Origin of the sequence: Kitasatospora sp. NPDC059827, from assembly GCF_042731675.1 — a bacterium.
In the GTDB taxonomy this organism is placed as follows: Bacteria; Actinomycetota; Actinomycetes; order Streptomycetales; family Streptomycetaceae; genus Kitasatospora.
Genome location: NZ_JBHWIV010000072.1, coordinates 31,015 through 43,372, shown reverse-complemented (window position 1 = coordinate 43,372; position 12,358 = coordinate 31,015). Strand labels below are relative to the sequence as shown.

At 72.3% G+C, this 12,358-nt stretch carries 8 protein-coding genes; 3 read left to right on the top strand and 5 right to left on the bottom strand.

The annotated features are described in order from the left end of the window. Positions 1-16: 16 nt before the first annotated feature. Positions 17-2,587: a collagenase gene (locus ACFV8H_RS32160; RefSeq protein WP_380407031.1), complete on the bottom strand. Its 2,571-nt coding sequence runs from the start codon at positions 2,585-2,587 to the stop codon at positions 17-19. Between the two features lie 330 nt (positions 2,588-2,917). Between ACFV8H_RS32160 and ACFV8H_RS32155 the strand changes: the two genes are divergently transcribed. Continuing rightward, positions 2,918-5,452, top strand: a complete 2,535-nt coding sequence (locus ACFV8H_RS32155) for a collagenase (RefSeq protein WP_380407029.1) — start codon at positions 2,918-2,920, stop codon at positions 5,450-5,452. Positions 5,453-5,819: 367 nt separating this feature from the next. On the opposite strand, the gene ACFV8H_RS32150 is transcribed toward ACFV8H_RS32155, so the two are convergent. Continuing rightward, the gene (locus ACFV8H_RS32150) at positions 5,820-6,254 is read right to left on the bottom strand and encodes a hypothetical protein (protein WP_380407027.1); all 435 of its coding nucleotides are present in this window, start codon (positions 6,252-6,254) and stop codon (positions 5,820-5,822) included. A gap of 561 nt (positions 6,255-6,815) precedes the next feature. On the opposite strand from ACFV8H_RS32150, the gene ACFV8H_RS32145 reads away from it, so the two are divergent. After that, entirely contained in the window at positions 6,816-7,190 is a 375-nt protein-coding gene (locus ACFV8H_RS32145) for a hypothetical protein (RefSeq protein ID WP_380407025.1), read from the top strand. Between the two features lie 365 nt (positions 7,191-7,555). Then, on the top strand, positions 7,556-8,641 hold the full coding sequence (locus ACFV8H_RS32140; protein WP_380407023.1) for a glycosyltransferase: 1,086 nt from the start codon (positions 7,556-7,558) through the stop codon (positions 8,639-8,641). Here ACFV8H_RS32140 and ACFV8H_RS32135 read toward each other — a convergent pair. The 3 genes from ACFV8H_RS32135 to ACFV8H_RS32125 form a co-directional block, all read right to left on the bottom strand. Beyond that, on the bottom strand, positions 8,625-10,148 hold the full coding sequence (locus ACFV8H_RS32135; RefSeq protein ID WP_380407021.1) for a DUF2079 domain-containing protein: 1,524 nt from the start codon (positions 10,146-10,148) through the stop codon (positions 8,625-8,627). The two genes, ACFV8H_RS32140 and ACFV8H_RS32135, sit on opposite strands and share 17 nt — an antisense overlap. A gap of 241 nt (positions 10,149-10,389) precedes the next feature. Then, positions 10,390-11,037 carry a hypothetical protein gene (locus ACFV8H_RS32130; protein WP_380407019.1) on the bottom strand — a complete coding sequence of 216 codons (648 nt, stop codon included), beginning with the start codon at positions 11,035-11,037 and terminating at the stop codon, positions 10,390-10,392. Between the two features lie 187 nt (positions 11,038-11,224). Then, positions 11,225-12,259, bottom strand: coding sequence for an LLM class flavin-dependent oxidoreductase (locus tag ACFV8H_RS32125; protein WP_380407017.1), 1,035 nt, complete (start codon positions 12,257-12,259; stop codon positions 11,225-11,227). Positions 12,260-12,358: the final 99 nt, after the last annotated feature.

Genomic DNA, 12,358 nt, shown 5'->3' with positions numbered 1-12,358 from the left:
TCGCCGAAGTATTTACTCAGAACTGGGTGCTGACGGTCACCCCGCTGAAATCGGTGGTGGCGTACAGGCTGACGTACCGGTAGCCGGCCGCCGGGTTGGTGACGGTCAGGCTCTGGGTGGTGCCCGGGTTGGTGGAGGCGGCCGTGTGGGCGCTGGGGGAGGCCCAGGTGTCGGCGTTGTAGTACAGGGCCGCCGTGCCGGTGCCGCCGGAGGTGGAGACCTTCAAGGTGCTGGTGCCGGCCGGCAGGTAGACGTAGAAGTAGTCCAGGTTCCCGGCGGTGCGGGCCTGGTTCGGCCGGGAGCAGTTCTGGCCGAGGGCGTCGGTGCGCGGGTCGGTGCAGGTCGGCAGGGTGGTGGTGCCGCCGGTGGTGACGGTGACCGAGGTCGGGGTGCTGGCGGACTTGCCGGCGCTGTCGGTGACGGTCAGGTTGACGGTGTAGGTGCCGGCGGCCGCGTAGGTGTGGACCGGGTTGCGGTCCTCGGAGCTGCTGCCGTCACCGAAGGTCCAGTGCCAGGAAGCGAGCGAGGCCGGGGAGTTGGTCTCCACGGACTTGTCGGTGAGGGTGACGGTGGCGCCGTTGACCGACTGGTCGAAGAGCGCGGTCGGGCCGTCCGCGTAGCAGGCGCCGGCGGCGCAGGCGTTCAGCCAGGTGTCGAAGTCGGCGTCGTAGGAGGTGCCGAGGCCGTTGTAGACGGCGTAGCCGCCCTGGTAGTCGCCGGTGCGGAAGTGGCCGAGCATGTTCTGGACGTCGGCGGGGTGCTTCTCGACCATGTACCGCACGGCCAGGTAGCCCCACGGGTAGGTGCGCACCGTGTCCGAGTTGTCGTAGGTGTTCTGGAAGACGGTGCTCAGCTTGTACCGGTGCGTGGCGGCCTCGGCCATCGCCTGGGTGTCGGTGGTGCCGCGGTAGGTGTACGACTCGTACTCGGCGACGCCCTCGATCCACCAGATGTCCGGGACGGAGATCTCGGTGCCGAAGTTGCCCTTCATGTCGTAGATGTTGTCGAGGTAGTGGGTGTACTCGTGGTTGAGGTTCCACACGTTGGCCGGGAAGCCGTCGATGTAGGACTTCTTGTACATCACCGACACGGGCTTGTTGTTGGGGTCGGTGACGTCCATGACGGTCTGGCCGCCGTTGTCGGTGGAGTTGTTGTAGATCGCCCAGGAGTAGGTCAGGTAGTCGTCCCGGTTGGCGAAGACGGCGAGGGTGATGCTCTTGCCGTACTGGCCGGGTATCGGGCCGTTGTCCTTGACCAGGTTGTGGAAGAAGGTGTCCTCGCCGCGCAGGCTCGCGCAGACGGTGGCCAGCTCGGCGGCGGTGAGGTCCTCGGTGCGGATGGTGCGGTTGTCGCAGACGAGGGTGTTGGGCAGCACGGCGGCGGTGAGCTTGCCGGGGAGGTCGCAGGTGCCGTAGTAGGAGCACTGCGCGTTGTCGTACTGGTTGGCGTTGTACGCGGTGTACACGTACAGCTTGCCGACCGCGCCGGAGATCGGGGTGCTGTCGAGCACCCGCTTGATCAGCGGCTTGGCGACGGCCTCGACGGCCGGGCCGTCACCGGCGGCGCGGGCCAGGTCGTTGCCCGCGTTGACAGTGAGGAAGGCGTTGGGGGTGGTGAGCAGGTCCTTGTGGTTCTGGGTGAAGTTCGCCAGCGTGGTGACCACACCCGGGTCGGCGGTGACGGCGCTGACGTAGTCCGGGTTCCAGTTGGCCCGCCACAACGGCGCGTACAGCACGGCGTTGACGGCCTTCACCATCTTCGGGAAGGCGTTGTAGCCGTTGTCGTAGCCGTTCAGGACCTGCTGGTAGACCTTCAGGTACTGGCCCTGGATGTTGGCACTGTCGGTGAGGACCAGCACCTCGTTGAGCACGGTGCCGTTGGCGTCGCTGACGTCCTTCCAGTGCGAGCCCGCGAAGAAGGCGTCGAGGCCGCCCTTGACGGCGCCGGTGAGCGAGGCGTCGTAGGGTCCGACGGTGCCCGCGTTGTTGGACTGGACGTAGTAGCCGGCCCGCAGGAAGAGCACCAGCTGCAGGAGGTTGGCGGAGTTGTCGCCGGTGTAGTTCGCGGCCTGGGCCTTGAAGGCGTTGGCGACGGCGAGCATCTGGCTCTGCTTGAAGACGGCGGCCGCGTCGGTGCCGGTGACGTTGAACAGCGTGCTGACGCAGTCCGTGGTCGAGCCCTGGACGAAGGAGACCAGGGCGGCGCCGCTGCGGCTGCCGAAGTCCGAGGGTGCGCACCCGGCCGCGGCGGGCGCCTGGGCGGCCAGCGTGTGCTGGGCCGTGGCGGCGGCCTTCGGCTGCGGGGTGGTCCGGACGGCCGTGCCGGTCGGCTGGAGGGCCTGGCCGAGCTGGTCCGCCGGGAGCGGGGCGGCCGTGCGGCCGAGCTGCTCGGAGGAGGACGGGGCGGCTGTCTCGGCGCCGAACGGCTTCGGCGCGGCCGGGGCTCGGCCCTGGACTGCCGAGGCCGTGGCGGTGGCCGTGGCGGCGGCCGGCGCGGGGGACGCGGCGAGGGCCGGGGTCGGGAGCAGGGTGGCGGGGCCGGCGAGGGCGGCGGCCACCAGGAGCGGAAGGGATTGGCGCAGACGCACTGCGGTGTCCTTGTCCTGAGGTGGGGGAGGTGACGCGGCGTCGGCCACGAGGCTGAGGGGGAGTTGACGTGTGACCTGTCACCGGAATCAGGGTCAGAACAATGTCACAGGTTATATGTCATCGCAAGGGTCCTCACAGGGCCTCGCGAACCGCCCCCGTCGGCCGTTCCGCCGGCTCCTGTGCTTCGCATCCGAAGCTCGGGTGCACGAATCAAAGTGACATGTCACACCCTATTGATTGTGGTGCGGCAACCGTGGCACGGTGCCAGGCGACGGCCTCCGCAGCAGCTGCCCGAGGCCCACCCCCACATCCCCCAGCAAGGAGTGACGATGCGTCACCGACTCCGGCTACCCCGTGCGCTCGCGGTGCTCGCCGCCGCTAGCACCGCCCTCACCGGCCTCGCCGCCGCCCCGAGCCTCGCCGCCCCCACGGCGCAGGCCGGTGCCCAGGCCGGCCCGGCCGCCGGTCAGACCCCCGGCCAGGCCGCCCGCACCGCGAACCCCGGCGGGACGGCCCCCACCGGCACCGCCTTCGGCCTCGACACCCACGCCCAGACCCAGGCCGGCCGCCTCGCTCCCGCCCAACTCCCGCCGCGCTCACCGCAGTCGGCGGCGCCCAAGGCCCCGGCGCCCAAGCTCGCCAAGGCCCTGGCCGCCACCTCCTGCACCCCGGGCGATTTCAGCGGCCGGAGCGGCTCCGACCTGGTGAGCTTCGTCCAGAACTCGTCCGTCGACTGCATCAGCTCGCTCTTCCGCATCACCGGCGGTGACGCCCACGGGGTGTTCCAGCAGAGCCAGATGCTCGCGGTCGCCAACGGGCTCAGGAGCGCCGCCGCCTCGTACACCGGCGACAACTCCACCGGGATCTACCAGCTGGTCTACTTCCTCCAGGCCGGCTACTACGTGCAGTACTACCGCCCGGGCGACGTCGGCAGCTACGACGCGACGCTCACCGCCGCCGTCCAGGCCGCGCTGGACACCCTGGTGGCCAGCCCGCACTTCCTCGACGTCAACGACGGCAACGGCCAGGTCGCGGGCCAGGCGATGATCCTCAGCGACAGCGCCAACCTCCAGGCCCACTACCTCGGCACCTACCAGCGGGTGCTGAACGCGTACACCAGCTCCTGGGACGCGTCCTGGTACATGGTGAACTTCGCCAACAGCGTGTACACCCCGATCTTCCGTGGCCACCAGAACGCCGACTACGTCGCGGCCGTCACCGCCGACCCGAGCATCATCAACACCCTCGACCGCTTCGCGCTCGACCACCGGGGCATGCTCGGCGGCACCAACTCCTTCCTTGCCTCCAACGCGGGCCTGGAGACGGCCCGGTACATCGAGCACCCCGCCCTGGTCGGCACCGTCCGCCCGCTGATCAAGGGCCTGATGGACGTCTCCTCGATCACCGGCCCCACCGCGTCGCTCTGGGTCGGCGTCGCCGGCATGGCCGCCTTCTACGACAAGGCGAACTGCTCGTACTACGGCGTCTGCAACCTGCCGGACCAGCTCAAGGCCGCCGCCCTGCCGGTCAGCCACACCTGCGACGCCACCCACACCCTCCTGGCGCAGAGCCTCACCGCCGCCGACCTGGCCGCCGTCTGCGCGAGCCTGCAGAACCAGGACCCGTTCTTCCACAAGCTGGTCAAGGACAGCGGCCCGATCGCCGGCCAGTACGAGAACTCGCTGCAGATGGTGGTGTTCGCCTCCCCGCAGGACTACCAGACCTACGCGGGCGGCATCTACGGCGTCAGCACCAACAACGGCGGTATCACCCTGATCGGCGACCCGGCCGCCCCCGGCAACCAGCCGATCTCGCTGACCTACCAGAACGGCGACGACGGCTTCACCGCGGGCGTCTGGAACCTCAACCACGAGTACACCCACGCCCTCGACGGCCGCCTCGACATGAAGGGCAACTTCAACCAGCAGATATCCGTACCGGACGTCTGGTGGATCGAGGGCGTCGCCGAGTACGTGTCCTACAGCTACCGGAACGTCACCGACACCGGGGCGATGGCCGAGGCGCCCAAGCACACCTACGCGCTCAGCACGCTCTTCCAGAACACCTACGACAACAGCGACACCACCCGCACCTACCCGTGGGGCTACCTGGCCGTCCGCTTCATGGCCGAGAAGCACCCGGACGTCATCCAGAACATGCTGGGCCACTTCCGCACCGGTGACTACACCGGCGGCTACGCGACCTACAACTCGATCGGCACCGCCTACGACGCCGAGTTCAACTCCTGGCTGGACGCCTGCGCCGCCGGCGCCTGCGAGGTCGGCGGTGCCCCGACCGCCGCGTTCAGCGCCGCCCCGACCGGCCTGGCCGTCCAGTTCACCGACCAGTCGACCGAGTCCGGCGGCTCCATCGCCTCCTGGGCCTGGAACTTCGGTGACGGCTCCACCTCCACCAGCCGCAACCCCGCCCACAGCTACACCGCGGCCGGCAGCTACGACGTCAGCCTCACGGTGACCGACGGCAAGGGGAAGACCAACACCGTCACCCAGTCCGTCACCGTCGGCAGCCTCAGCGGCTGCACCGCCGCCGACGCCCGGGTGCTGGACAAGAACTGCTCCCGCACCAACCAGTCCGCCACCGCCGGCAACCTGGCCTACTACTACATCTACCTGCCGGCCGGGACCACCACGCTGAAGGTGTCCAGCTCCGGCGGCACCGGCACCGCGTACCTGCTCTACAACCCCGACACCTGGGCCACCCCGAGCGCCTACACCACCGGCTCGACCACCAACGGCACCACCAACCAGAGCCTGACCGTCACCAACACCACGGCCGGCTACCGCTACATCAGCCTCTACGCCCAGACCGATTTCAGCGGGGTGACCATCACCACCCAGTACTGACCCGCACTCCGCACGGTGGCCCGGAGCACCCGCTCCGGGCCACCGTCCGTCAACTGCCGCGCCTGAGCAGCCGGTCGAACAGTCCGCGCCGGGGCCCGGGTGACGGGGCGAGGTCGTGCGCGTCGGAGGGGAGGCCGAGCCGGGCGCGGGCCCTGTGGCGCTCGGCGCGGATCCGGTGGACGGCGCGCTCCCGGGCGGCGTGGTCCCGGGTGGTTGGCGGGTCGGCGGCCTCCGGGAGCAGCAGGTCGAGCGCGGTGGTCCAGTGCCGGACGGCCCTCCCGCTGTGCCCGCAGCCCGACGCCCGTCCCCGACCCGGTGGACGGGGGCGGGGACGGGCGTGCAGGTGGAGGCGGTGGGACCGGACGGGTCAGGAGGTACGGCGGACGTACGGCTCCCAGACCACCTTGATCGATCGCGTCGGCCCGGTGTCGCCGGAACGCTGCTGCTCCTCGGTGCCGAACGGCGGGGCGCCGGACTGCAGTCTGGCCGGCTGGTTGGTGATCGCCGTCCACCCCGGGTTGCCGGTCACGCAGTCCACCGGGGTGCTGCCGTTCGCGAAGTCGCAGAAGGTCCGGTACACCGTGCCGTCGGTGGTGATGGTCTCCACGGAGATCTGGTTGCCGTGGTCCGACACGGCCACACCGCAGGCGGGGGTGGCCCCCAGCGGGAGCGCGGGCGGGGTCGACCAGGTGGTCAGGTTGGCGTTCGGGCCGTTCAGCGGCGCGCTGCCGACCTGGACGGTGCCGTTCTTGACCACGCCGGTGTAGAGCACCATGCCGTGGGTGACGGTGTCGATGGACATGCACGGTCCGGTCGGGCCGGTTGCACCGGTGTTGCCGGTGGCTCCCGTCGGTCCCGTGGGCCCGGTGTTGCCGGTGGCCCCAGTGGGTCCGGTGGGTCCCGTCGGGCCGGTGGGTCCGGTAGCGCCGGTGTTGCCGGTGGCTCCGGTCGGTCCCGTGGGCCCAGTGGCCCCGGTGTTGCCCATGGCGCCGGTCGGTCCCGTGGGCCCGGTGTTGCCGGTGGCCCCAGTGGGTCCGGTGGGTCCCGTCGGGCCGGTCGGTCCAGTGGCGCCGGTAGGTCCGGTCGGTCCGGTGTTACCCGTGGCGCCGGTGTTGCCCATGGCGCCGGTCGGCCCGGTGGCGCCCGTGGCCCCGGTGTTGCCGGTGGCTCCCGTCGGCCCGGTGGCCCCGGTTGCGCCGGTGTTGCCCGTAGCGCCGGTGGGCCCCGTCGGCCCCGTCGGCCCCGTCGGCCCGGTGACGCCCTCGCCCGCAGGGCCGGTCGGGCCGGTGGGGCCGGTTTCGCCCGCGGGACCGGTCGGACCGGTGGGTCCGGTCGGCCCCACGCACCCGATCAGGTGGCCGTGATGGCCGTCGTGGCCCCCGTCGCCGTGCTCCTCGCCGTTGTCGTTGCCGTCGCCGTCGCCGCGGAGGGACCGACCCGGGCCGGATTGCTGCAACGCCGGCGCGTGGACGCCGTCACCTGCCTGCCGGCCGCCCTCGGGCGTCGGCTCGCCCCCCTCCTGAGGCTGCTCCTCGCCCCACACCTCCTGCTGGCCCGGCGGACAGTGCTCCTCGCCGTGGCCGCCGCCGTGCTTCTGCTGGCTCGGCTGCGGGAGGTAGCTGTGGATCCCGGCGGCGAACGTGGTGCCGCTGGTCGACATGATGGCCGTGATGAGCAGCGCGGCACCCGCCGCGCGTTGTTTGCGGCGGTGCGGCACCGCCGGTCTCGGGATCCGTGATCCGCGTGATGACACCCGGCACTCCTCACTCGTCGGGGACGGCGGGACGATGCGGCCCGCCCGGTGTCCGCCATTGATCCGGGCGGCGCAGCCGCTTCCGGCGTCGACGGGACCGGAATGTCATCAACCCGGCTCACTGCGATCACACGGACGGCCCGAACCCGTTGGCCTGACCCGTGTGGGAGCGCGGGGGACGAGCGGGCCCGAAATAGCATCGCCAGCGCGATGCGCGTCCCGGTGCGTGCCCGACCGGGCCGCAGCCCTCCCGCCCACTCCGAGAGGCCGTTGTGACCCGATCCGACGCTTCCCGTTCCGGCGCAGCCCCGTCCCGGGCGCCCGGCCGGAGGCCCACCGTCTGCCTGTGCATGATCGTCAAGGACGAGGCGGCGGTCATCGAGCGCTGTCTCGCCTCGGTCCGCGACCTGGTCGACACCTGGGTGATCTCCGACACCGGGTCCACCGACGGGACCCAGGAGCTGATCCGCCGTGCGCTGGACGGGATCCCCGGCGAGCTGCACGAGGAGCCCTGGACGGACTTCGGCCACAACCGGACGCTCAACATCCGGCACGCCCGTGGCAAGGCCGACTACCTGCTGCTGATCGACGCCGACATGGTGGTGCGGCGGGAAGGGCCGCTCCCCGAGCTGACCGCCGACTCCTACCTGGTGCGCCACGCCGCCGACCTGGAGTACCGGATCAAGCGGCTGGTGCGCGGCACCGTCGACTGGCGTTACGAGGGGGCGACCCACGAGTACCTGACGACGGACCGGCCGGACCAGCCGGACCGCTCGGCCGAGCTCGACGCGCTGGTCATCGAGCACTTCGCGGACGGCGGCTCCCGGTCCGACAAGTTCGAGCGCGACGCCCGGCTGCTGCGGGCGGACCTGGAGCGCGACCCCGGCAACTCCCGCGCGGTCTTCTACCTCGCCCAGACCATGCGCGACCTCGGACGCACCGCCGAGGCGATCGAGCTGTACCGGCGGCGGGCCGGGATGGGCGGCTGGCCGGAGGAGGTCTACTACGCGCTGCTCCAGGTCGGCGTGCTGACCGCGGAGTCCGGCGGCGACTGGCCGTCCGCCATGGACGCGCTGCTGCGCGCCTGGGAGAGCCGCCCGGAGCGCCTGGAGGCCTGCTACCAACTCACCTCCCGGCTGCGCCGGATGGGCCGCTACCAGGCCGCGCACGCGTTCGCCCGGGCGGGGCTGGACCGCGGCCTGCCGAACGACTGGCTGTTCACCGAGCCCTGGGTGTTCCGCTGGGGGCTGCTCTTCGAGTACTCGATCACCGCGTACTGGGTCGGTGACGCGCGGGGCTCCCTGGCCGCCTGCGACCGGCTGCTCGCGATCGCCGAGCTGCCCCGCCCCTACCGCGAACAGACCGTGGCCAACCGGAGGTTCGCGGAGCAGGCGGTGTCGGCGTCCGCTCCGGGGGTGCTCAGCCGGTCCGGGTGAGCAGCACGTAGCCGTCCACGTCGGCGACGTCGCGGTAGCCGTGCGCGCGGTGCCAGTTCAGCCGGTTCCGCTCGATCTCGGGCGTCAGCGGCCAGCGCTTCTGCCACGGCGTCCAGGTGTCCACCAGGATCCACTCCGGGTCGGGCCGGCTGGGTTCCCAGCCGAACAGGCCGACGGTGGTGCGGTCGGTGAGCTGGGGCACCAGCAGCGTGGAGGCCTGGACGGTGGCGCCGTCCGGGATGCGGTCGATCAGCCGGTGGGCGACGGCGAGCCGGGGGTCGCTCCGCCAGGTGGCCGGCTGGACCAGCTGCCAGAACGGGAACTGCGGCAGCAGCAGCAGGCAGACCGCCGCCGTGCCCAGCAGGTGGCGCCGTACGCTGCCCGGCCGCGCCCGCCGGGCGGCCAGGGCCTCGACGAGGGCGGCGAAGACGATCGGCATCAGCACCAGCGAGTAGTGGTAGCCCGTGCCCCAGTGGAACGCGTTGGTCGAGAGGAACCGCCACACCAGCGTCGGCACCGCGACCCAGGCCCGCGAGGAGCGCAGCGCCAGGAACACTGTGACGGCCAGGACGAACAGCAGCGTCGTCGCCTTGGCCTCGGGGGTGATCAGACCGATCGTCCCCTTGTACAGCAGGCCCGCCACGAGGGTGTCCGTACTGCCCGGGCCGCCGCCCGGACCGCCGCCCGGACCGCCGCCCGAGCCGCCGTCGCCCCGGCCGCTCACGTACGACCAGTAGGCGAAGTCCCCGCCCGGGTTGAAGGCCGGCAGCACCACCAGTACGGCCAGCAGCGACCCGGCGACCCCGGCCGCGGCCGTGCCGAGCCCCAGTCGCCGGCCGCCCCGACGGGCGATCAGCAGGCCGATCACCGCCACCGTGAGCCCGAGGTCCTCCTTCACCAGCAGCAGCGGCAGCGCCCAGCACGCCGCGGCGCGCAGCCGGCCCTCGGCGAGCGCGGCCAGCGAGAAGGCCAGCAGCGGGACGGCGAAGGCGACCTCGTGGAAGTCGAAGCCGATCGCGCTGGCGACCCCCCACGACAGGCCGTAGCAGACCCCGACCACCGCGGCGGGCCCCGAGCCCAGCCTGCGCCGGGCCGAGAGCACCAGCGGCACCATGCCGACGGCGACCAGGGCGGCCTGCACCACGAGCAGCGTCACGGGGGTGCGCCAGACCCAGTAGAACGGGGCGACCAGGGCCAGCACGGGGGAGAAGTGGTCCCCCAGCACGGGGAAGCCGGGCGCCTTCAACTCGGAGACGGGCAGGTGCCCGTCCGCGTAGGAGCGGACCACCTGCTCGAAGATGCCCAGGTCGTAGCTGTTGGAGAGCATCCGCTCGTGGATCCGCACGGACAGCGTCGTGTAGACGGCGAAGAGCGCTCCCGCCAGCCCCCAGACCCACCACGCGCTGCCCACGACCGGCGGCAGCAGGTATGGGCGGGTGGCCCGCTCCCCGGGGCCGGACTGCCGCGGCGGACGGTCCACGGTGCTGTCGGTGAGAGGCGCCTGCATGATCACACCTTCCGGAGGCCGCTGCCGAAGCCGCTCCCGGTGCACCGCGGACGACGCACCGCGAGCGGCACACCGGGAGCGGCGCACCGGGAGCGCCGCCCAACAAGATGTCAGCAACGCTTCGGCACCGGCGGGGAAGGACTGTCACGCGCAGCGCAGAATCAACCGATCGGCCGCAGGCGCCGCGCCGGCCCGGCCGGTCCGCCCGCCCGCGCACACCCTTCCGGGCCCCGGGCCGACGTCAGTCGCGGTACCGGTCCACCAGGTGGCCGTACCCGCCCGCCGTCCAGATCCGGCGCCGGAACTCCGGGAGGGTGACCGCGCCCGCACCCTGTCCGGCGGTGGGCGGGAAGTGGGCGGTCCCGCAGCGGGCGCAGTACCAGGCCGTGGCCCACAGCCGCTCGGCCTGCGGGCGGCCGGCGAGTTCGCGGCTGCTCCTGGCCCAGAGCAGCGCGGCCGTGACGAACAGCGCGAGCGCGAGGCAGAACGCGATCCCGGAGAACAGGTAGAAGGAGTCGGATTCGGAGGAGTCCGAGAGGTGGGCGAGGGAGGATCCGGCGAGCATCTTGGCGCTGGAGTCCTCGTACCTGCTCTGTGAGTCGGCGACGAAGTACAGGAACCCAGCCGCGACCAGGGCGGGGACGCCGAGGACGGCCGGGACGCGCTCGGGGCGCTTCTCCGGGGCGGGCGCCAGGGCCCGGGCGAGCGGGCTGGTGACCTCCCGGGTCCGGGTCCGGCGGTTGCCGTCGCTGTCCCGGGAGTGGACGGTGACGGTGTCCCGGCCCGCGAGGTGGACGGCCGGAACACTGCGGACCTGGTCGGTCCGGGCGCAGCCGGGGCAGGTCTGCAGGGCGGACGGCGCGGGTGCGGCGTCCCGTGGTTCGATCATGGTTCCCCCCAGTGGTGTCGTCCGGCCGGTGGGCCGTTCGTATCCGCTGGGACGTGCCCGGCCGGGGGGCGGTTGCGGCTCGGTTCCCGGAGATCGTGGAACGTCCGGCCGGCCCGAGTGGGCCGGTCGGCCCACTGGATCCGCCGCTCGGCCCGGGCGTGCTACCTAGCCTTGCTACCCGGCCTTGCTACCCGGCCGTCGGCGGGGTCCAGCCGAGGGCCGGGCCGAGGCGGGTGGCGAGGTCGGTGAGGATCTGGGTGTAGTCCTCGGGCTCGAAGTCGAACGGGAGCGCGAAGGCGACCTCGTCCACCTCCCGGAAGCCGGCGTGGGCGTGCAGGCGTTCGGCGAGTTCGGCCGAGCTGCCGACCAGGTCGGGGGCGAAGAGCAGCCGGTTCGGGCCCTGCGGGGTGAGGGTGCGCGGGGTGCGGGAGAGCGCGTAGGCCTGGTACCTGGCGCGCTGTTCGGGGCTGGCGCCGTCGGTGGGGATGACCACCAGGCCCTGGGAGACCCGGGCGCGCTCGCCGTCGGGGTGGTGGGCCCGGAAGGCGCGGATCTGCTCGGCCTGGATGGCGGCGAAGTCCGGTGCGTCGTCACCGGGTTCGGGCTTGACCACGCTGCTGGTCAGCAGGTTGATCCCCTGTTCGCCGGCCCAGCGGGCCGAGCGCAGGCTGCCGGCGCCGTACCAGAGCCGGTCGGCGAGGCCGGGGGAGTGCGGCTGGACCCGGCGCGAGTACACCTCGATGCCCTCGGTGCCGGCGAAGTCGGAGGCGTTCTCGCCGCGGACCAGGGCGAGGAAGCGCTCGGCGCGGGCGGGGGAGAAGTCCTCGTGCTCCCCGGTGTCGGGGTAGAGCGCGCTGCGCACGTGCTCGTAGTGGACGGGCGGGCCGACGCTGAACCCGGGGTTGAGCCGGCCGCCGGAGAGCAGGTCGACGGTGGCGAGGTCCTCGGCGAGCCGCAGCGGGTTCTCCCAGCCGAGCGGGGTGACGGCGGTGCCGAGCTGGATGCGGCTGGTGCGCTGGGTGGCGGCGGCGAGGACCGCGACCGGGGAGGAGATCCCGAACTGGAGGTGGCGGTGGCGCAGCCAGGCGCTGTCGAAGCCGAGCCGTTCGCCGAGGGTGATCAGGTCGAGGGTGGACTCGTGGCCCCGGCGCGGGTCCGCCTCGTCGAAGAGGCCGATGGTGAGGAAGCCGAGTTTCCGCAGCGGGCGGGGGGAGGGCGGCATGGTGGCGGCTCCGCGGGGGTCTTGCGGCCCCGGAGGGCCGGACGGGTGGTGCCCGTCGACCGTACGCAGACCGCGCGCGGTGCCACAAGATCGGCGCGC

Coding starts and splice junctions, on each gene's coding strand:
- ACFV8H_RS32155 (WP_380407029.1), top strand. CDS start 2,918: ATGCGTCACCGACTCCGGCTACCCCGTGCGCTCGCGGTGCTCGCCGCC.
- ACFV8H_RS32150 (WP_380407027.1), bottom strand. CDS start 6,254: ATGTCCATCGACACCGTCACCCACGGCATGGTGCTCTACACCGGCGTG.
- ACFV8H_RS32145 (WP_380407025.1), top strand. CDS start 6,816: ATGGCCGTCGTGGCCCCCGTCGCCGTGCTCCTCGCCGTTGTCGTTGCC.
- ACFV8H_RS32140 (WP_380407023.1), top strand. CDS start 7,556: ATGATCGTCAAGGACGAGGCGGCGGTCATCGAGCGCTGTCTCGCCTCG.
- ACFV8H_RS32135 (WP_380407021.1), bottom strand. CDS start 10,148: ATGCAGGCGCCTCTCACCGACAGCACCGTGGACCGTCCGCCGCGGCAG.
- ACFV8H_RS32130 (WP_380407019.1), bottom strand. CDS start 11,037: ATGATCGAACCACGGGACGCCGCACCCGCGCCGTCCGCCCTGCAGACC.
- ACFV8H_RS32125 (WP_380407017.1), bottom strand. CDS start 12,259: ATGCCGCCCTCCCCCCGCCCGCTGCGGAAACTCGGCTTCCTCACCATC.